Origin of the sequence: Paraburkholderia sp. BL6665CI2N2, from assembly GCF_004366535.1 — a bacterium.
Lineage (GTDB): Bacteria > Pseudomonadota > Gammaproteobacteria > Burkholderiales > Burkholderiaceae > Paraburkholderia.
This window is the reverse complement of sequence record NZ_SORC01000001.1, coordinates 7503360-7523348: the sequence shown is the minus strand read 5'-3', so window position 1 is coordinate 7523348 and position 19989 is coordinate 7503360. Positions and strand designations below refer to the sequence as shown.

General features: G+C 63.7%; 20 protein-coding genes. 10 read left to right on the top strand and 10 right to left on the bottom strand.

All coding sequences use genetic code 11. The annotated features are described in order from the left end of the window. The first annotated feature begins 66 nt into the window (after positions 1 to 66). Positions 67 to 975 carry a 2-hydroxy-3-oxopropionate reductase gene (locus tag B0G81_RS33755; protein ID WP_134141524.1) on the top strand — a complete coding sequence of 303 codons (909 nt, stop codon included), beginning with the start codon at positions 67 to 69 and terminating at the stop codon, positions 973 to 975. A gap of 556 nt (positions 976 to 1531) precedes the next feature. Next, positions 1532 to 1933 (top strand): DUF3597 domain-containing protein, encoded by a 402-nt coding sequence (locus B0G81_RS33750; RefSeq protein ID WP_116141084.1) that lies wholly within the window; start codon positions 1532 to 1534, stop codon positions 1931 to 1933. Between the two features lie 135 nt (positions 1934 to 2068). Here the strand turns inward: B0G81_RS33750 and B0G81_RS33745 are convergent, their stop codons facing one another. The 6 genes from B0G81_RS33745 to B0G81_RS33720 all read right to left on the bottom strand — a co-directional run bounded on the left by B0G81_RS33745 (position 2069) and on the right by B0G81_RS33720 (position 8545). Then, positions 2069 to 3112, bottom strand: coding sequence for an asparaginase (locus B0G81_RS33745; protein ID WP_134141522.1), 1044 nt, complete (start codon positions 3110 to 3112; stop codon positions 2069 to 2071). Positions 3113 to 3336: 224 nt separating this feature from the next. Further along, on the bottom strand, positions 3337 to 4263 hold the full coding sequence (locus tag B0G81_RS33740; RefSeq protein ID WP_106283582.1) for a CysB family HTH-type transcriptional regulator: 927 nt from the start codon (positions 4261 to 4263) through the stop codon (positions 3337 to 3339). A gap of 94 nt (positions 4264 to 4357) precedes the next feature. Continuing rightward, entirely contained in the window at positions 4358 to 5416 is a 1059-nt protein-coding gene (locus B0G81_RS33735; protein WP_012432793.1) for a sulfate ABC transporter ATP-binding protein, read from the bottom strand. After that, positions 5416 to 6444 (bottom strand): sulfate ABC transporter permease subunit CysW, encoded by a 1029-nt coding sequence (gene cysW, locus B0G81_RS33730; RefSeq protein ID WP_134141520.1) that lies wholly within the window; start codon positions 6442 to 6444, stop codon positions 5416 to 5418. The genes B0G81_RS33735 and cysW overlap by 1 nt, the downstream gene beginning before the upstream one ends. Continuing rightward, positions 6441 to 7343 carry a sulfate ABC transporter permease subunit CysT gene (gene cysT / locus B0G81_RS33725; RefSeq protein WP_106283584.1) on the bottom strand — a complete coding sequence of 301 codons (903 nt, stop codon included), beginning with the start codon at positions 7341 to 7343 and terminating at the stop codon, positions 6441 to 6443. Before cysT ends, cysW begins: the two co-directional genes overlap by 4 nt. Before the next feature lie 161 nt (positions 7344 to 7504). Next, complete coding sequence (locus tag B0G81_RS33720; RefSeq protein ID WP_134141519.1) at positions 7505 to 8545, bottom strand: sulfate ABC transporter substrate-binding protein; 1041 nt, start codon at positions 8543 to 8545, stop codon at positions 7505 to 7507. Between the two features lie 314 nt (positions 8546 to 8859). Between B0G81_RS33720 and lexA the strand changes: the two genes are divergently transcribed. The 3 genes from lexA (at position 8860) to B0G81_RS33705 (ending at position 10724) form a co-directional block, all read left to right on the top strand. Beyond that, entirely contained in the window at positions 8860 to 9510 is a 651-nt protein-coding gene (gene lexA, locus B0G81_RS33715; RefSeq protein ID WP_012432789.1) for a transcriptional repressor LexA, read from the top strand. Between the two features lie 105 nt (positions 9511 to 9615). Beyond that, the gene (locus B0G81_RS33710; RefSeq protein ID WP_106283586.1) at positions 9616 to 9960 is read left to right on the top strand and encodes a hypothetical protein; all 345 of its coding nucleotides are present in this window, start codon (positions 9616 to 9618) and stop codon (positions 9958 to 9960) included. A 101-nt stretch (positions 9961 to 10061) separates the two neighbouring features. Next, positions 10062 to 10724, top strand: a complete 663-nt coding sequence (locus B0G81_RS33705) for a DUF2939 domain-containing protein (RefSeq protein WP_134141517.1) — start codon at positions 10062 to 10064, stop codon at positions 10722 to 10724. Between the two features lie 164 nt (positions 10725 to 10888). Here the strand turns inward: B0G81_RS33705 and B0G81_RS33700 are convergent, their stop codons facing one another. After that, entirely contained in the window at positions 10889 to 11353 is a 465-nt protein-coding gene (locus B0G81_RS33700; protein ID WP_106283588.1) for a universal stress protein, read from the bottom strand. Between the two features lie 296 nt (positions 11354 to 11649). Here B0G81_RS33700 and nodI point away from each other — a divergent pair, with 296 nt between their 5' ends. Together nodI and B0G81_RS33690 are read left to right on the top strand one after the other, a co-directional pair. Further along, positions 11650 to 12564: a nodulation factor ABC transporter ATP-binding protein NodI gene (gene nodI / locus B0G81_RS33695; RefSeq protein ID WP_106283589.1), complete on the top strand. Its 915-nt coding sequence runs from the start codon at positions 11650 to 11652 to the stop codon at positions 12562 to 12564. Positions 12565 to 12657: 93 nt separating this feature from the next. After that, entirely contained in the window at positions 12658 to 13485 is an 828-nt protein-coding gene (locus B0G81_RS33690) for an ABC transporter permease (RefSeq protein ID WP_134141515.1), read from the top strand. 82 nt (positions 13486 to 13567) lie between these two features. Here B0G81_RS33690 and B0G81_RS33685 read toward each other — a convergent pair whose 3' ends face one another. Together B0G81_RS33685 and B0G81_RS33680 are read right to left on the bottom strand one after the other, a co-directional pair. After that, positions 13568 to 13990 (bottom strand): hypothetical protein, encoded by a 423-nt coding sequence (locus B0G81_RS33685; protein WP_116141074.1) that lies wholly within the window; start codon positions 13988 to 13990, stop codon positions 13568 to 13570. A 317-nt stretch (positions 13991 to 14307) separates the two neighbouring features. Continuing rightward, a complete protein-coding gene (locus B0G81_RS33680; RefSeq protein ID WP_134141513.1) occupies positions 14308 to 15270 on the bottom strand; it encodes a LysR family transcriptional regulator in 963 nt (320 codons plus the stop codon). Positions 15271 to 15496: 226 nt separating this feature from the next. On the opposite strand from B0G81_RS33680, the gene B0G81_RS33675 reads away from it, so the two are divergent. Together B0G81_RS33675 and B0G81_RS33670 are read left to right on the top strand one after the other, a co-directional pair. Then, the gene (locus tag B0G81_RS33675) at positions 15497 to 16900 is read left to right on the top strand and encodes a M20 family metallopeptidase (protein ID WP_134141512.1); all 1404 of its coding nucleotides are present in this window, start codon (positions 15497 to 15499) and stop codon (positions 16898 to 16900) included. 63 nt (positions 16901 to 16963) lie between these two features. Then, the gene (locus tag B0G81_RS33670; protein ID WP_134141510.1) at positions 16964 to 18247 is read left to right on the top strand and encodes an MFS transporter; all 1284 of its coding nucleotides are present in this window, start codon (positions 16964 to 16966) and stop codon (positions 18245 to 18247) included. Between the two features lie 132 nt (positions 18248 to 18379). Here the strand turns inward: B0G81_RS33670 and B0G81_RS33665 are convergent, their stop codons facing one another. Next, positions 18380 to 19432: an NADP(H)-dependent aldo-keto reductase gene (locus B0G81_RS33665; RefSeq protein ID WP_134141508.1), complete on the bottom strand. Its 1053-nt coding sequence runs from the start codon at positions 19430 to 19432 to the stop codon at positions 18380 to 18382. 154 nt (positions 19433 to 19586) lie between these two features. Between B0G81_RS33665 and B0G81_RS33660 the strand changes: the two genes are divergently transcribed. Next, positions 19587 to 19799: a DUF3820 family protein gene (locus tag B0G81_RS33660; protein WP_106283596.1), complete on the top strand. Its 213-nt coding sequence runs from the start codon at positions 19587 to 19589 to the stop codon at positions 19797 to 19799. Positions 19800 to 19989 lie beyond the last annotated feature (190 nt).

The window sequence follows — 19989 nt, the reverse complement described above, 5'->3', positions numbered from 1 at the left end:
TCAGGCGCTCGACGCCCCGAAGGAAGTCCCACGAGGGACCCCAAACAACACTGGAGATTTAGACACATGGCAAAGATCGGTTTTATCGGCCTCGGCATCATGGGCGCGCACATGGCGCGCAACCTCATCAAGGGCGGTCACTCGCTGTTCGTGAATGGCGCGTACCCGGTGCCGGAAGATCTGAGCAAAACGACGAGCGTCGTCGCCAATTCGACCGCTGTCGCGCAGGCCGCCGACATCGTGATCATCATGGTGCCGGACACGCCTGATGTCGCCAACGTACTGTTCGCCGACGACGGCGTCGCCGCCGGCCTTTCGCAAGGCAAGCTCGTGATCGACATGAGCTCGATCTCGCCGCTCGACACGCAAGCTTTCGCGAAGAAGATCAATGCGCTCGGCGTCGACTACCTGGATGCGCCGGTTTCCGGCGGCGAAGTCGGCGCGCGTGAAGCGTCGCTGACGATCATGGTGGGCGGCCCGGAAAAGGCGTTCGCCACGGCCAGGCCGCTGTTCGAACTGATGGGCAAGAACATCTCGCTGATCGGCGACAACGGCGCGGGCCAGACCTGCAAGGTCGCAAACCAGATCATCGTCGCGCTGAATATCGAAGCCGTGGCCGAAGCGCTGCTGTTCGCCTCGCGCTCGGGCGCCGATCCGGAACGTGTGCGCAAGGCGCTGATGGGCGGCTTCGCTTCGTCGCGGATTCTCGAAGTGCACGGCGAGCGCATGACCAAGCGCAAGTTCGATCCGGGCTTCCGCATCGAACTGCACCAGAAGGATCTGAACCTCGCACTCGACGGCGCGCGCAAGCTCGGCATCGCCCTGCCGCATACGGCGAGCGCGCAGCAACTGTTCAGCGTGTGCGCGGCGAACGGCGGCAAGGCATGGGATCACTCGGCAATGGTGCGCGCGCTCGAAATCATGGCGAATTTCGAAGTAGCGCAAGCGCCGGGCAGCGAAGCCAAGGGGGCTTGAGGCAGTGATACGGACTGCCCTGATCGTTGCACTATCAACGTCATGGCAGTCGCAGGTGGGGCGCCCGGTTCGTCGTGCGGCAGCACGGCGGAACGGGCAAATCGTGCCGCTCTGGGCTGAGAGCGGCAAGTGGGGTCCGCAGCGGCACCCGGCGGCGCCGGGGAAGCCTTGGTCGGTCAGACGTCGTCGTCGGGTGTCCGGCTGTCGGATTTCAATGTCTAGCGATGTTTATGCTTTTTCGGCCAAACTCTCGCAGCGGGTGCGTCACGCACGCCGCTCACCGGCATGTCACTTTGCCGCTCCCCTAGTACGCATGCTCGCAAGTCTGCTTGCATTTGCTTGCAACTCCGTCCCCTTTGCTCGACCTTTTTTGACACATCGGTCCGCGCTTTTCTCCTACACTCGTTGAGTCTGGTTGCGGGCGTGTCGGCGTCCAAGTGCGGCTTGCTGGTCATGGCAACGCGTGCCCGCTGTTTCATTCGCCCGATTCCCAACCAGTGTTCAACCCGTGAGCGGAATGTGCTTGCGCCAGTAACCCCTCTGCAAAGGATTCAGAATGAGCATCTTTGGTGACATCGTACATAAGCTCTTTGGCAAAGCGAAACCGGACCAGCCCGCGCCCGCTGTCGAGCCGACACCGGATCCGGCCGCGGCGCAAGCTGCTGCACCGTCGGCCACCCCGGCGCCCGCGCCGCTGGCCGACGTCGACGTCGCTGTCGTCATGGACCAGTTCGTGAGCGAGAGCGGTCAAACGTTGAACTGGCGCACGTCGATCGTCGACACGCTGAAGGCGCTCGGCGTCGACAGCAGCCTCGATCATCGCAAGGAACTCGCCAGGGAGCTGAAGTACACCGGCGACACGAACGATTCGGCAAGCATGAACATCTGGCTGCATAAACAGGTGATGGTGGCGCTGGCAGCAAACGGCGGGAAGTTGCCGCCAGATCTGGCGAACTAACAGCGTGCAGGCGTCGCCTTTTCGGCGCTAGCGATAAACCGCAAGCTGAAACGACAACGCGGCGCTCCGGTCGATGACCTGGGCGCCGCGTTGTCATTTGGGCGTCATGCGCTGAATTGCTCAGCGCTGCATCGGTCAGTACGTATCGAAAGTCTTCTGCAACGCCACCGGCCCCGTGGCGCCCGCGGCCAATGCCAGCATCAGCAGCACGCGCGCCTTGTACGGATTCAGCGAACCCGCGCTGACGAAGCCGAGTGCGTCGTCGGCGGCCGCGCCGTTGCGCATCACGTGCCCCGATCCCACGCGCGACGCACGCACCACCGCGACGCCTTGCGAGGCGGCATCGGCGAGCGCCTGCTGCACCGAGGCGTGAATCGAGCCATTGCCCGTGCCCGCCACGACGATGCCGCGCACACCCGCGGCAACCAACGCATCGACGGCAATGCGCGACACGCCCGCGTAGCTCACGACGATTTCCACATGCGGCCACGTCGCGCCGATCACGAACTCGGTTGCGAGCGTATGCGGACGCACAACGCCGCGCTGGAACTCGACGCGGCCGTCCTGCACCCAGCCGAGCGCGCCGATTTCGGGCGAGTGAAACGCGTCGACCGCATAGGTGCTCGTCTTGACCACGTCACGCGCGCTATGGATCTTGTTGTTGAAGGCCACCAGCACGCCCTGCCCGCGCGAACTCGCCTGTGCGGCGACCGTCACGGCGTTCAGCAGATTCAGCGGGCCATCGGCGGACAGCGCCGAGGCCGGGCGCATGGCCGCCGTCAGCACGACCGGCTTGTCCGACTTGACGGTGAGATGCAGCAGGTAGGCGGTTTCTTCGAGCGTGTCGGTGCCGTGCGTGACCACCACGCCGTCGATCTCGTCGTCGGCGAGCAGCGTGTTGATGCGTTGCGCGAGCGTGGTCCAAAGCGGCATCGCCATGTCCTTGCTGTCGACGCTGGCAATCTGCTCGCTCTCCATGCGCGCCACCGTCGACAAGGCCGGCACCACGGCCAGCAATTGCTCGACGCCGATCACGCCGGCCTGATAACCCGAGGTGTTGGTGGCGCTCGCGGCCGCGCCGGCAATCGTGCCGCCGGTCGCCAGCACGACGATGCGCGGCAGCAATGACGTGGCGCCTTCGTTTGAAGGTATAGCGGAAGAAGAAGTCGAAGTATTCATGGCGGCGATTGTAAGCGATGCGCCGCGCGCCGCCATGCGTGAAAAAACGGATGTCCGTTCGATTCGGGGTTGCATGAGGCCGGCGCTTTGGCGCCACACGTTTGCGTGGCGTCTGCACCAGGGCCAGCCGCAGCCCGCATGAAGTTCACACTAACCGGCCGCCGCGCTGAATTCGTGCGGCAGCGTTCGGCGTTGCGCCGGACCGCGACGATCCGGCGCATCTATCAAACCGCTTCGCGCAACTGCGCGGCGATATCCGCTTCGTTCAATTGCGGCGCGAACATCTCGATCAACCGGTACGCGTACGCGCGCAGGAACGCGCCCTTGCGCAAACCGACCCGCGTCGTGCTCGCCTCGAACAGATGCTGCGTGTCGAGCGCGACCAGTTCCGTATCGCGTTTCGGATCGTAGGCCATCGCCGCGACCACGCCGATGCCCATGCCGAGTTCGACGTAGGTCTTGATCACGTCGGCGTCGATTGCGGTCAGCACGACGTCGGGCAACGCGCCCGCCTTCGCGAACGCCTGGTCGATATGCGAGCGGCCCGTGAAGTCCTGATCGTATGTGACGATCGGGAATTCCGCGATTTCGTCGAGCGTCAGATTCGGACGGCCCACCAGCGGATGATCCTTCGGCACGACCACGACGTGATGCCACGAATAGCACGGGAACGTGACGATATCCGGGAAACGGTCGAGCGCTTCGGTGGAGATGCCGATGTCCGCTTCGCCGTTGATGATCATCTGCGCGATCTGTTGCGGGCTGCCCTGACGCAGCGCCAGATGCACTTTCGGGAACACCTCGGTGAATTGACGGATCACCTTCGGCAACGCGTAGCGCGCCTGCGTATGGGTGGTCGCCACGACGAGGTGGCCGCTATCCTGATCGGCGTACTGGCGCGCGACCCGGCGCAGATTCTCCGCGTCGAGCAGCATCCGCTCGATCAGTTGATGTACGGCCTTGCCCGGCTCAGTGAGGCCCGTGAGGCGCTTGCCGCGTCGAATGAAAATGTCGACGCCGAGTTCGTCCTCCAGATCCTTGATCTGTTTCGATACGCCCGACTGCGACGTGTACAGCACGTTCGCCACCTCGGTCAGATTCATGTTCTGACGCACGGCTTCGCGCACAAAGCGCAATTGCTGGAAATTCATCTTGATGTCTCCGGTTCGGCCAGAGTTGAGTTATTTGAGTTCGTTTGAAACGCCGGGTCGTGTTGCTGTCGCTGCGCGCCTGACTGCGCTGCGCTCACTGCGCTGGAAACACACGCAAGGCGCGCGGCACCGCGGTCACGCCATCGCCGATCGAGAGCTGCAGATCGCGCCACGCTTCGCGATCGAGTTCGGCTTCAAGCAGGTTGCCCTCGCGGCCCGCGAGTTCGACCCGCACCGAGCCACCCAGCGTCACCACGCGCCGCACGTCGACGACGATGCCTTCGCGATGTCCCGACGCCTGCGGGTACAACTGCAGATCGTGCGGACGCACATAGGCGAACGCGGGGCCGCTGAAATCGGCCTTGATGGAAACCGGCAGCGCCGCGCCGTCCACCACGAAACCGCTTGCATCGACGTTGCCATGCAGACGGTTCGCCGCGCCGAGAAACTCGTAGACGAACGAGGTTTGCGGATGGTCGTACACGTCCTGCGGACTGCCCACCTGCTCCACATGCCCGCGATTCAGCACGACGATACGGTCGGCCACTTCGAGCGCTTCTTCCTGATCGTGCGTGACGAAGATCGTCGAAATATGCAGATCGTCGTGCAGACGACGCAGCCAGCTGCGCAGTTCCTTGCGCACCTTCGCATCCAGCGCGCCGAACGGTTCGTCGAGCAGCAGCACTTTCGGTTCGACGGCCAACGCGCGCGCGAGCGCGATACGTTGCCGCTGGCCACCCGACAGCTCCGACGGATAGCGTTGCGCGAGCCAGTCGAGCTGCACGAGCTTGAGCAGTTCATGCACCTTCTCGCGGATCACCGCTTCCGAGGGGCGCTCCTTGCGCGGCTTCACGCGCAAGCCGAAGGCCACGTTCTCGAACACCGTCATATGGCGGAACAGCGCGTAATGCTGGAACACGAAGCCCACTTCCCGCTCGCGCGCGCCGACCGTCGCCACGTCCTGGCCCTGCAGCACGACCTGGCCGCCGTCAGCGTATTCGAGTCCCGCGATCACGCGCAGCAAGGTCGTCTTGCCACAACCCGACGGCCCGAGCAGCGCAACCAGTTCGCCCGGCGGAAAGTCGAGCGAGACGTTATCGAGCGCGACGAAATCGCCGAAGCGCTTCTGCAGGTTACGAACGGTGATACCCATTACAGCTCTCCTTGCTTGAGCGGGTGTTGCTGCGGTGCATGCGTTGTTTGCGTTGTGTGTGTTGCGCTTGTTGCATTGGCCGCAGGCGTAACGGGACCCGCGTATGCGGGCACGTCGCGCGCGGCCGACAGTTCCGCCGACATATGGCGCTCGGCGAGCAGCTTCAGGCCGAGCGTCACGAGCGCGAGCAGAGCCAGCACCGACGCCACGGCGAACGCCGCCGAGAAGTTGTATTCGTTGTAGAGAATTTCGACGTGCAGGGGCATCGTGTCGGTCTGGCCGCGAATATGGCCCGACACGACCGACACCGCGCCGAACTCGCCCATTGCCCGCGCGTTACACAGAATCACGCCGTACAGCAGGCCCCATTTGACGTTGGGCAGCGTGACGCGGCGGAAGATCTGCCAGCCCGACGCGCCGAGCACGTGCGCGGCTTCTTCTTCGTCGTTGCCTTGCGCCTGCATCAACGGAATCAGTTCACGCGCGACGAACGGGAACGTGACGAAGATCGTTGCCATCACGATGCCCGGCACCGCGAAAATGATCTGCGCGTTGTGGTCCTGCAGCCACGGGCCGAACCAGCCCTGCGCGCCGAACATCAACACATAGATCAAGCCCGAGATCACCGGCGACACCGAGAACGGCAGATCGATCAGCGTGGTCAGCAGCGCCTTGCCGCGGAACTCGAACTTGGCGATACACCACGAAGCCACGAGGCCGAACACGAGGTTCAGCGGCACCGCGATCGCGGCGGTGATCACGGTGAGCTTGATCGCCGAGAGCGCGTCCGGATCGGCGAGCGATTCCAGATAGAAGCCGAGCCCCTTGTTCAACGCCTGATAGAACACGGCGGCGAGCGGTACGACGAGAAACAGCGCGAGAAACAGCAGCGCGACGCCGGTGAGAATCCAGCGCACGACAGGCGGTTCGGTGACCGGATCGGGCCGGCGCGCGACGTTCAGCGGCGCGCGCGGCGCCACGGCCACGGCTGCGGAAGTACCTGCATTCTTCACGGAATCGCGGCTCATTGCGCACCTCCGCCGACACCGATCGCCGCGACACTCGCGGCAGCAGGCGCCGGGCCCGCGCCCCCACGACTCGTGCGGCGCTGCAGATACCACTGCAAGGTATTGATAAAGAGCAGCATCAGGAACGACACGACCAGCATCACGACCGCGATCGCAGTCGCACCCGCGTAGTCGTACTGCTCGAGCTTGGTGATGATGAGCAGCGACGTGATTTCCGACTTCATCGGCACATTGCCGGCAATGAAAATCACCGAGCCGTATTCGCCGAGCGCGCGCGCGAATGCCAGCGCGAAGCCCGTCAGCAGAGCAGGAAACACCGCCGGCAACACCACGCGGCGAAACGTCAGCCAGCGCGATGCGCCCAGGCACGCCGCCGCCTCTTCCTGCTCGCGCTCGAACTCCTCGAGCACCGGCTGCACCGTGCGCACCACGAACGGCAAACCGATGAAGGTCAGCGCGACCAGCACGCCCGCCGGCGTGAACGCGATCTTCAGGCCGAGCGGCTCGAGGAACTGCCCGATCCAGCCGTTGCCCGCGTACACGGCCGCGAGCGAAATACCCGCGACCGAGGTGGGCAGCGCGAACGGCAGATCGACCACGGCATCGACAATGCGCTTGAACGGAAACGTGTAGCGCACCAGCACCCACGCCACCAGAAAGCCGAACACCGCATTGATCAGCGCGCCGCCGAGCGCGGAAAAGAAGGTGAGCCGATACGACGCGAGCACGCGCGGCGAGCTCACCGCGCGCACGAACTGGCTCCAGTCGAGCGTGGCGGTCTTGAGAAAGGTCGCCGCAAGCGGAATCAGCACCACGAGGCTCAGATAAGCCACCGTGATGCCGAGTGTCAGGCCAAAACCGGGCAACGCGCTCGGTTTTCGGAAGGTCAACGTCGTCATGCTCGTTACTCGTTCAGGTTGATGCTCGTATTGCCGGCCGCCGGGCCCTGGCGGCCAAAAGCGCGCCCCATGGGGCGCGCTCGGGAGTGACGCGTCGCCGCGTCGTGCTGCCTATGCCTGTGCCTATGCCTATGCCTTTGCCGATGCCGGCAGCGGGCCTGTTACTGCGGCTGATAGATCGAATCGAACACGCCGCCGTCGGCAAAGTGCGTCTTCTGCGCGTTGGTCCAGCCGCCGAACGAATCGTCCACCGTGTACAGCTTCAGCTTCGGAAACTTGGCGGTCAGCTCGGCCGGCACCTTGTTCGAACGCGGACGGTAGAAGTTCTTCGCCGCGATCTCCTGGCCTTGCTCGCTATACAGGAAGTTCAGGTAAGCTTCGGCGACCTTGCGCGTGCCGTGCTTGTCGACCACCTTGTCCACCACCGCGACCGGCGGCTCGGCCAGAATGCTCACCGACGGCACCACGATCTCGAACTTCTCCGGACCGAATTCCTTCAGCGACAGAAACGCTTCGTTTTCCCATGCGATCAGCACGTCGCCAATGCCGCGTTGCACGAAGCTGGTGGTCGCGCCGCGCGCGCCGGAATCCAGCACGCCGGCATTCTTGTACAGCTTGCCGACGAATTGCTTGGCCTTCTGATCATTGCCGCCCGGCTGATGCTCGGCGTACGCCCAAGCCGCGAGGTAGTTCCAGCGCGCGCCGCCCGACGTCTTCGGGTTCGGCGTCACGATCGACACACCCGGCTTGATCAGATCGTCCCAGTCCTTGATGTGCTTCGGGTTGCCCTTGCGCACCAGAAACACGATCGTCGACGTGTACGGCGAGGCGTTATCCGGCAACCGCTTCTGCCAGCCCTTGTCCAGCAAACCCTTGTTCGCCAGTGCGTCGATGTCATAGGCGAGCGCCAGCGTCACCACGTCGGCCTGCAGACCGTCGAGCACCGAGCGCGCCTGGGCGCCCGAGCCGCCGTGCGACTGCTTGAAGGTGATCGTCTCGCCCGTCTTCGCCTTCCACTCCTTGCCGAACGCCTGGTTGACGTCCTGATACAGCTCACGCGTCGGGTCGTAGGAGACGTTCAGCAGCGTCGTGTCGGCGGCGTGCGCCTGCGCCATCACACCGAGCGCGCCCGCCGCGCTCAATGCGAGCGCCGCGATCAGTTTCTGCGTCCTGCCTGCCAGCCCCGTACCTTGGTGATTCATGTCAACTTTCTCCGCGTTGTCCGCTGAAACAGCGTGTGGTGTCTTTTCTTGTGTCGCGGTCACGTGCACATGAACGTCAACTGGAGGCCCAGTCTATCGAAGGGCTTTCATCATTAAAAATAATGTTTCTTCATTTTTTAATACTCAAAAGTGGTAACGACAGCTGGATAAGGCGTTGCTGAACGAAAACGGCTGTTAAAGCATCGTTTGACGGCGCTGGAACGCCGCCCTTCGCCCCGAACTTAAAGTAAAGCTTGAATTGCGCCGAATACTGTATAAAAATACAGTCACCTGTTCATACATACAGTGGCGCCATGACCAAACTCACCGCACGACAGCAGCAGGTTTTCGATCTGATCCGCAGGGCTATCGAACGCACCGGCTTTCCGCCCACCCGCGCGGAGATCGCCGCCGAGCTGGGTTTCAGCTCGGCCAATTCGGCAGAAGAACATCTGCGCGCACTCGCCCGCAAGGGCGTGATCGAACTCGCGGCCGGCGCATCGCGCGGCATTCGCCTGCTGGCCGGTCCGGAAGACTCGCCGCACCAGTTCACGCTGCCGCACGCCAGCATCATGCAACTGTCGCTGCCGCTAATCGGGCGCGTTGCCGCCGGCAGCCCGATCCTCGCGCAGGAACATATCTCGCAGCACTACGCGTGCGACCCGGCGCTGTTCTCGAGCAAGCCCGATTACCTGCTGAAGGTGCGCGGACTGTCCATGCGCGACGCGGGCATCTTCGACGGCGACCTGCTCGCGGTGCAAAAGCGCAGCGAAGCAAAAGACGGCCAGATCATCATTGCCCGGCTCGGCGACGACGTCACGGTCAAGCGCCTGAAGCGCCGGCCGAACGGGCTCGAACTGATCGCCGAGAACCCCGATTACGAAAACATCTTCGTTGAAACCGGCAGTGCGGAGTTCGCGCTGGAGGGTATCGCCGTGGGGCTGATCCGCCCCGGCGAGTTCTAACCCAGTTCTAACCCTTTTGCGCGTTCAACAGAATAAAAAGCCGCGTCAATGTCGCATCGACACTGCATCAACGCCGCATCAACGTTGCATCGTCTGGAGAGTCTCATGGAACGTCTTGCCCGCCTGCTGCCCTTTCGCCAGTTCGGTCGTCTGCGTCACCTTCGCAAGCTGGTGCCCTGCTCATTGATCGAGGCGGCCACGCGCAGCACACCGTCGCTGTTCGACTCGCCCGAGGCTGCGTCGAGCTTGCCTTCGTCGTTGCCGGCGTTTGCCCGCGTGTCGTTGAATTCCGGCCTGAATACGGCCGAACCCGCGCGTCGCGCACCGGTGCGGGTCTATCACGGGCCGTCGCGTCTCATCATGGTCGGCACGATGGACGCGGTTTGCCGCATGATCGACCGCTGCATCGCCGACGAAGCCAACGTCCATGGCGCGGTGTTCGAGTCGTGATGACCCTGTCTTGAGCGGGCGGCGAGAGATTGCATTGCGTGGGATCGTTTTCGCGTGGCCGCGGTCCACGTTAGATCACACCTGATGGAGAGTCCCACTCGATGGCAGTTCCGAAACATACCCAACGCGGCAGCAGAGGCGGCGCCACAAAGCCGCTGATCGTCACGCTAATCGTGAGCGTGGTGATCGCCGCACTGGGGTTTGCTTATGCGTCGCCGTACATCGCGCTGAACAATCTCAAACGCGCGGCCGATGCGCGCGACGCGCAAACAGTCAATCAGTACGTCGACTTCCCTGCGTTGCGTGAGAGCCTGAAGGAACAGGTCGCCGGCCTGCTGACACGCCGGCTTGGCGCGCACAGCAACGGCAATCCATTGGCCGCCATCGGCGCGATGATCGGCGTCGCGTTGATCGGCCCGCTCGTGGATGCCTATGCCACACCGGACGGTGTCGCGGCCTTGCTGAACGGCATGCCGCCGCGCGGCGATCCGGGTGAGCGGCCGCCCGCGCCGCCGGCCGCGAACAATCCGTCCGACGCCGCCGCGACCGCACCGGCACCGGCAGCGCCTCCTGCCGGCAACGCGGCGAACGGGAATGCCAACACCACGCCCCCGCAACCGCCGCAGACCACGGCGGGCTATCGTGGGCTCAACGAGTTTGTCGTCACGTACCAGCATGGCGCCGGCGACGCGCGTTACTCGGCGATCTTTCGGCGCGAAGGGATATTCACGTGGAAGCTGGCCGCGGTCAATCTGAACGAGTGATCGCGGCACGTCGGCTTTGTATGGCGCGGATCCCTTGATCGCGCCAATTATTCGGCGAGTCGTGACGAGTCGTGCAGCGACTTCGTTATGACGTCAAGGCCATCGGGTAGTGAGGCCGGAGTACCCGACCCCCAGCCAACCGCCCTCAATGGCCGACATGCGCATCAAGCCGCCGCTTGCTGCTGCTCCTGCGCCGAAGAACACGCCACCAGAATGCTGCACGAGACACGGTCGAGCAGCGGCGTATTGCCCGCGCCCATCCACCATCGCGACAAACCCGTGCGGCAACGGTGGCCGACCACGACCAGGTCGACATGCAGTTCATTGGCGAGAGTGGCGATCTCATCGATCGGATGGCCGAATGCAAAATGCCCTTGTGCGGTGACGCCTCGCTCGGTGAGCCAATCAACGCCTTCCTGCAGGATGTCGCGTGCGGTCTTTTCGAAACTGCCGCAGGCCACGTCGGTCAGCAGGCCCGCGCTTTGCGCAATACTCGAGCGCATGTCAACGACGGACAGCAAATGCGTTTCCGCTTTCAGATCCAACGCCAAGTCGGCGCCGCAACGGAGTGCTTTGCGGCCTTCGCGCGAGCCGTCGTAGCACAGCAGGATTTTCTGGTAGCTCGCCATGATTTTTCTCCCTTCGCGCGGGACGCGCGATTCTCAATTAATCATGGTGCGCCGCAATTCAGGTTGCAAGGGATGGAAAACGCTAAGTGTGCGCTGACCACCCTCTAACCACGCCCTAAACAGGTGCGCGAGCCGCTGGGAGGGTCTCCGCGCGTCGATGCCGCAGTGCAAGAAACCGGCTTCGGATTGTCGGGGCGAACCAACAGTGTCGCGCCGATGCCCTAGAATAGGCCGCCTCCCCCGGCCACTCACGTCATTCACGTCATTCACGCCCTCCTTGGAGACTCGTTCGATCCATGCCCGAAGCCGCCATCGAATTTCATCAAGTCAAAAAAAGCTACGGCGAAAAAACGGTCGTCGATGGACTGTCGTTTCATGTCAACGCCGGCGAATGCTTCGGCCTGCTCGGCCCGAACGGAGCGGGCAAGACCACCACGTTGCGTATGCTGCTCGGCATCGCCGCGCCGGACGCGGGCACGATCCGTCTGTGCGGCGAGCCGATCCCCGGCCGCGCGCGCGTGGCACGGGCGCGCGTCGGCGTGGTGCCGCAGTTCGACAATCTCGATCCCGACTTCACGGTGCGTGAGAACCTGCTGGTGTTCGGCCGCTACTTCGGTTTGAGCGCCGCGCAATGCCGTGCGATGGCGCCTTCGCTGCTCGAATTCGCGCGGCTCGAAAGCAAGGCGGACGCGCGCGTGAGCGAGTTGTCCGGCGGCATGAAGCGGCGCCTCACGCTGGCGCGCGCGCTCGTCAACGATCCCGATGTGCTGATCATGGACGAACCGACCACCGGCCTCGATCCGCAGGCGCGGCATCTGATCTGGGAGCGGCTGCGCTCGCTGCTCGCGCGCGGCAAGACCATTCTGCTGACCACGCACTTCATGGAAGAAGCCGAACGCCTCTGCCACCGGCTGTGCGTGATCGAGGAAGGACGCAAGATCGCCGAAGGCGCGCCGAGCGCATTGATCGCTTCCGAGATCGGTTGCGATGTGATCGAGATCTTCGGACCCGATCCCGTCGCGTTGCGCGATGAACTGGCGCCGCTCGTCGAGCGCACCGAGATCAGCGGCGAGACGCTGTTCTGCTATGTCAACGACGCGCAGCCGGTGCATGCGCGGCTCAAGCAGCGCGCGGATCTGCGCTATCTGCATCGACCGGCGAATCTGGAAGATGTGTTCCTGCGGCTCACGGGCCGCGAGATGCAGGATTGAAGCGCATCGGTCGAGACCGGCATCGCACGCAACGCGGTACAACCATAACGACGCCCTGACAGAAACCACGCAGGGACACGCACGAGACACGCAATGGACGCACGCACCTACGAAACCGCCGGCGACACGCCATCCAATCAGGAAACCTTCGCCGCCTTCCCCGCGAACGCCAGCAACTGGATCGCGGTGTGGCGCCGCAACTATCTGGTGTGGAAGAAACTCGCGATCGCCTCGATGTTCGGCAACCTGGCCGACCCGATGATCTATCTGTTCGGCCTCGGCTTCGGGCTGGGGCTGATGGTCGGCCATGTCGACGGCGTGTCGTATATCGCGTTTCTCGCGGCGGGCACAGTGGCCTCGAGCGTGATGATGTCGGCGAGTTTCGAGTCGATGTATTCGGGCTTCTCGCGCATGCATGTGCAGCGCACCTGGGAAGCGATCATGCATACGCCGCTGACGCTCGGCGACATCGTGCTCGGCGAGGTGATCTGGGCAGCCAGCAAGTCAGTGCTCTCGGGCGCCGCGATCATGCTGGTGGCAGGCGCATTGGGCTACGCGAATTTCCCGTCGATGCTGCTGGCCTTGCCGGTCATCGTGCTGACCGGGCTTGCGTTCGCGAGCATCGCGATGGTCGTGACGGCGCTCGCGCCTTCGTACGACTTCTTCATGTTTTACCAGACGCTGGTATTGACGCCGATGCTGCTGCTATCGGGCGTGTTCTTTCCGGTCTCGCAGCTGCCTGCCGTCGCGCGGGGCGCGACCCAGATGTTGCCGTTGGCGCATGCGGTCGACCTGATGCGGCCGGCCATGCTGGGTCGGCCCGTCGATAATGCGCTGTTGCATATCGCTGTGCTGGCCGCGTATGCGCTCGGCGGGTTTATCGTGTCGGCGATTCTGTTTCGCCGCCGGATGATGAAGTAGGTTTTCCGGCCGTCAACCATAACGAACGCCAGGCGCTGATCGCCGCGCCCGACGAAACATCAGTGCCGCGAGCCGGGCCCGCTCAGTCCTCGTCATCCGTCCACGGAATGTCCACGTCGGAGATAAACGCCACCGTGGCGAACGGGCCGCCGTCCTGGCGCCCGATCTTGCCGTCGGCGCGCTGCCACTCGACCCGGAACACCGTGCCGGGATCGTCGGCGATCAGGCGGACCGTGCGCACTTCATCCGGATCGGCCTCTTCGACGGGGCCATCGAGCGAGACCTGCAGTTCCTGCGGCCACAGCCCATCGGCCGGATCGTAGATCTTGTCGCCGTCGGGAATCAGGGTGAAGGCTTCCACGCCGATAGTGGCCGACGCGTCCACGATCATCTTGCCCAACGCGCGCAGCAATGCCGTGGCCCGCGCCGAATTCGCCTGACGGATGGCCAGATCCCCGCGCGTCAGCGCCTGCTCAAGTTTTGGGTTTGTTTTTTGTTGCGCCATTCGATGTCCTGGGTCCTATCGCTCTGTTGTGGACGGCGCGCGAATTCGAGCGCGCGCCGCTCTCCATTTTTCGGGCTGAATCCTACCATCGCCATGCACCGCAGCATTGCCGGTCATGCACTGCGGCGCTTTCAGCCCACCCCGTCCACCACAGTTTAGGTCGTGATTCGCGATCCGGCTGCAACATTTGCCTTTCAATCGGTCGCGAATCGATCGCTATCGCACGCATGCCGCCGGCCTGGTTGGTCGTGCGCGGGCCGTCGTGATCGCAGTCTCGCCGGCCTGATGCCGCGTGGATTCTCCAGCCACAGCGGCCGTCAGCCCTTGGCTCTGCCGCGCTTTCGCGCGGCCTTCGAGGCCGTCGCATCCGCCGGCTTCACACCCGCGATTTCCGCGATCAGATGATCCCGGAACGCCCTCACCGACTGCGGCAGTTCACGCCCCGCCATGGTCTGCACCTGGATGCTGCGCTGGCGCATCTGCGGATGCGTCAGTGGCATCACGACGAAACCATCGCCGGCGTAACGGTCACGCACGGACAGCAGACCCGTGAACATGATCGCGCCGGACTTCTGTGCGTAGCGATACATGGCGCCGCTGTTGTTGCAGGTCAGCTCGGGTTCGAGCAGGACGCCTTCGAGCGCGCAGGTAATGTCGATCAACTGACGAATCGTCGTGCCGGGCTCGGGCAGCACGAGCGGATAGCGCTGCAAGTCGGCGAGCGACACCTTTGCGCGCGCGGCCAGCGGATGATCGGCGCGCAGCAGCGCCAGCACCGGCGCGCGCTCCGTGTGCTCGACTTTCACGCCCTTTTCCGGCGCGAGGCTGAAGGTCAACGCGAGGTCGGCGTCGCCGTCGCGCACCTGACGGGTCGCCTCGCCCGGCGACATGACCGAGAGCGTGAAGTCGATGCCCGGATACTGAACCCGGAAACTCGCCATCGCGGTGGGCAGGAAGTCGGCGGCGAAACCTTCGGAACTCGTCACCTTGATCATGCTGCCGTGCAGGGTCTCGAGGCCGCCGATCTCTTTCATCACATGCTCCGCCTCCAGCAGGCTGCGCTGCGCGTAGGCCAGCAGGCGCTCGCCGGCTTCGGAAAGCGCCATGCCGCGCGGACGCCGCTCGAATAGCGCGACGCCGAGATCGCTTTCGAGCCGCGCCACCTGCCGGCTGATCGCCGAGACGGCGACATGCAGCCGCGCGGACGCGTCGCTGAGCGAACCGGTGCGCGCGACTTCGACGAAATAGCGCAGCGCGATGCCATGCAGCGAAAGTGCCATGTGTGATGTCCCATTCAACGTCAGCGCAGGCGCGCCGATATCCGCAAGCGCCTTCTGTACGCGCGGCGAGCTTTGCCTTTTCGGCAACGCAAGCTTCGAAAGACGATCATTGTGACAAAAAAAACGGCCTCCTAGAATCGGTTCGAAGATGCAGGCCGCGTCGAGCGTCATCAGACAAACGACCACGCGCCGCCCGCCCCCACATTTGCCCGCATTGGAGACACGCATGAGCCGCACTCAGGCCATCGAGCACGCCACCCACCATTTCGAATCCGGCGCCTTTCTGGAAACCCTCAACCGCCGCGTCGGTTTTCGCACCGAAAGTCAGGAGGACGACCGCGCCGCCACGCTGCTGTCGTATCTGACCGACGAGATCACGCCGGAAGCAAAAAGCCTCGGTTTCAGCACGCGCATCGTCACCAATCCGGTGGACGGCTTCGGGCCTTTCCTGATCGCGCAGCGCCACGAGGGCGACCATCTTCCCACCGTGCTGATCTACGGCCACGGCGACGTGGTGCGCGGCTACGACAGCCAGTGGCGCGCGCCGCTGACGCCGTGGGCCGTGACCGTCGAAGGCGAACGCTGGTTCGGCCGCGGCACCGCCGACAACAAAGGTCAGCACAGCATCAACCTCGCCGCGCTGGCGAGCGTGCTGGCCGCGCGCGACGGCAAGCTCGGCTTCAACGCGAAGCTGCTGATCGAGATGGGCGAGGAAACCGGCTCGCCCGGACTCGACGCGATCTGCCACGCGCACCGTGAAGAACTGGCCGCCGACGTGCTGATCGCCTCCGACGGTCCACGTCTCGCCGCGCGCCGCCCCACCGTGTTCCTCGGCTCGCGCGGTTCGGTGAATTTCAGGCTGTCGTTGAATCTGCGCGACGGCGCGCATCATTCGGGCAACTGGGGTGGCCTGCTGCGCAATCCGGCGACGGTACTGGCGAATGCGTTGGCGAGCCTCGTCGACGCGCGCGGTGTGATCGCCGTCGACGGTTTGCGCCCGCCGCCGATTCCCGAGGCGGTGCGCCGTGCGCTCGCCGATATCACGGTAGGCGGCGGCCCGGGCGATCCGGACGTCGACGAAAACTGGGGCGAGCCAGGCCTTACCGCACCCGAGCGCGTGTTCGGCTGGAACAGCTTCGAAATACTCGCGTTCAAGGCCGGCAACCCGGAGAACCCGGTCAATGCGATTCCGTCGTCGGCGTTCGCGCATTGCCAGTTGCGCTTCGTGGTCGGCACCGATTGGGACAACCTCGAACGGCATCTGCGCAAGCATCTGGATGCGCACGGCTTCTCGCAAGTGCAGATCGACCTTGAGCGCGGCGCCCCCGCCACGCGTCTGAACCCGGACGATGCGTGGGTCACGTGGGCGATTGCCTCGCTCGAACAGACCACCGGCAAGAAGACCGCCGTGCTGCCGAATCTGGGCGGCACGCTGCCCAACGAAGTGTTCGCCGACACGCTCGGCCTGCCGACCATCTGGGTGCCGCACTCGTACCCGGCCTGTTCGCAGCACGCGCCCAACGAGCATCTGCTCGGACCGGTCGTGCGTGAAGGTCTGCAGATCATGGCGGGCCTCTTCTGGGATCTCGGCGAAAACTCGCCGCGCGCGACAAACACCCCCGCTATCTGAGCGACGCCCGCACGAATCGGGCGCATCACGCCGTTATCGCATCCGTCACGAGGCACGTCCACGATGAGCACGTCCACACTGCAAGCCAGCGCCGCGCGGCCGTCCGCCGCGAAGGTCCATCGCATCATTCTCGCGGCGTCGATCGGCAACGCGCTCGAATGGTTCGACCTCGTCGTCTACGGATTCTTCGCGGTGACCATCGCGAAGCTGTTCTTTCCGGCGCGCACCGAAGCCATTTCGCTGATGCTCACGCTCGGCACCTTCGGCATCTCGTACATGATCCGGCCGCTCGGCGGACTCGTGCTCGGTTCGCTCGCGGACCGCGCCGGACGCAAGGCGTCGCTCCTTCTCTCCATCGCGTTGATGATGATCGGCACCCTGACGATCGCCGTGATGCCGTCGTATGCGGTGATCGGTCTGTGGGCGCCGGCGGGCATCATGCTGTCGCGGCTCGTGCAAGGTTTTTCGGCGGGCGGAGAGTTCGGTGCGTCCACTGCGTTTCTGGTCGAACATGCGCCCGAGCGCCGTGGCTTCATGGGTAGCTGGCAGTTCGCGAGCCAAGGTATGGCGACGCTGCTCGCTTCCGGTTTCGGCGCGCTGCTGACGAGCCAGCTCACGAGCGCGCAACTCGAATCATGGGGATGGCGCGTGCCGTTTCTGTTCGGCCTCGCGATCGGCCCGGTGGGTTTCTATATCCGCCGTTACGTGGATGAAGGCGCCGAGTTCAGTGCCGAGCCCAAAGCCCGCACGCCGCTACGCGATCTGTTCGGTACGCAGAAGGTCCGCATGCTGCTGGCGGTCGGCTCGCTGATCATTTCGACGGCGGCCAACTACATGATCCTGTACATGCCGACCTACGCGATCAAGCAACTGCACTTGCCTGCCTCGACCGGCTTCGCGGCGACGCTCGCCACGGGCGTGGTGCTCACGGTGCTGACGCCGTTCGCGGGTCATCTGTCCGACAGCCTCGGACGCATCCGTATCATGGCGACGGCCGCCGTGCTGATGCTGGTGACGGTATATCCGGCTTTTGTGTATATGAACGCGCATCCCTCGTTCGTGACGATGCTGCTCGCGCTGATCTGGATCGGCGTATTGAAGGCGACGTATTTCGGTGCGCTGCCCGCGTTGATGTCGGAGATTTTCCCGACGCAGACGCGCGCGACCGGTTTGGCGGTGAGCTACAACATCGGCGTGACGGTGTTCGGCGGTTTTGCGCCGTTCGTGATCACGTGGCTGATCGACACAAGTGGTAATAAGCTCGCGCCTGGCTTCTATCTGATGTTCTGTGCGGTGGCGAGTTTGCTCGCGCTTTATGCGGTGCGCGGGAAGTTGAAAATCCGCTGAAAGATACTTGAGGTGGAAGAATTGCCGAGGCGAACCCTCACCACCTCGCGGACGCCCCGACCACGCAGCCGGGGCACTCGAATTGCCGCATGACTCAATCCGCACTCGAGCCATGCGTGCAACACTCGCGCATCAAGGCGCCGGATTCGGCTGCAACTCGTGCAGCGCATCGATTTCCGCGAGCACTTCCGGTGAGAGCTTCACCTCGACGCTGGCGATGTTTTCCTTCAACTGATCGAGCGAAGTCGCGCCGATCAGATTGCTCGTCACGAACGGCCGGCTATTGACGAACGCGAGCGCGAATTGCGCGGGCGACAAACCGTAGCGCTTCGCCAACTCCACGTAACGCGTGATCGCCAGCACCGCTTGCGGCTTGCTGTAGCGTTGAAAACGCTCGAACAGCGAAATGCGCGCGCCGGCCGGACGCGCGCCGCCTTCATACTTGCCCGTCAGCCAGCCAAAGGCCAGCGGCGAATAAGCCAGCAAGCCGATGTTGTCGCGATGCGCGTATTCGGACAGCCCCGCTTCGTACGTGCGATTCACGAGGCTGTACGGATTCTGAATGCTGACGATGCGCGGCAAGCCGAGCTTTTCGGCCGCGCGCAGAAATTGCGCGACGCCCCACGGCGTTTCGTTCGACACGCCGATGTGACGCACCTTCCCCGCCTTGACGAATTCAGCGAGCACCGACAGCGTTTCTTCGATGGGCACCGTATAGGCGTCGTCGACCCACGGATACGCCGGGCGGCCGAACGTCATCGTGCTGCGATCCGGCCAGTGCAGCTGATACAGATCGACGTAGTCCGTTTGCAGACGCTTCAGGCTATCGTCGAGTGCTTCGGTCAGATTCTTGCGGTCGAACTGGTTGCCTTTGCCACGAATATGGGTCGGGTTGTGCGGTTGACGCGCCGGGCCGGCGATCTTGGTGGCGAGCACGATTTTCTCGCGCGCGCTGCGATGCCGCGCGAGCCATGTGCCGATATAGCGCTCCGTCGAACCTTGCGTCTCGGCACGCGGCGGCACCGGGTACATTTCAGCGGTGTCGATCAGATTGATGCCGTGATCGAGTGCGTAATCGAGCTGCGCGTGCGCTTCCTGTTCCGTGTTCTGCTCGCCCCACGTCATGGTGCCGAGACCGATCAGGCTAACCTGCACGTCGGAGTCGCCGAGTCTGCGGTATTCCATCGAACTTGTCCTGTTGATTGGTTGACGAAAAGCGCTGACGTTACCATGTCCGCCCGAGCTCTGCCTGGCGCGCTAAAATGCCGCTCCAGCGCGCGTCACCCATTTTTTCGCGCACAATCTTTCGCTGCGGCTTCCCTGCGCCGACCTGCCTGCCATGAATCCCGAACATCTCGAACTGCTGGTCACGCGCGTCATGCCTTACGGGAAATATAAAGGCCGCGTGATTGCGGACCTGCCCGGTCATTACCTAAACTGGTTTGCTAGCCAGGGCTTTCCGCCCGGCGAAATCGGCCGGCTGCTGGCGTTAATGCACGAGATCGATCACAACGGGTTGAAGTCGCTGCTCGAGCCTTTGCGCAAGCGTTGATCGCCTCGCGGTGAAAGCGATGGGAAGCGCCTGAAGCGTGGATGAAAGTCGCCCTGTAGGCATCGTGCAAGCAATGCCGGCCTGCACAAATTTACACGGTATTTTGCTTGTACCTTGGCCGCCGAATGGACTTTAATCCACGTAGGTCTTCGCGCGAACTCCATGCTTCGCGCCATCGTCCGCATGTCAT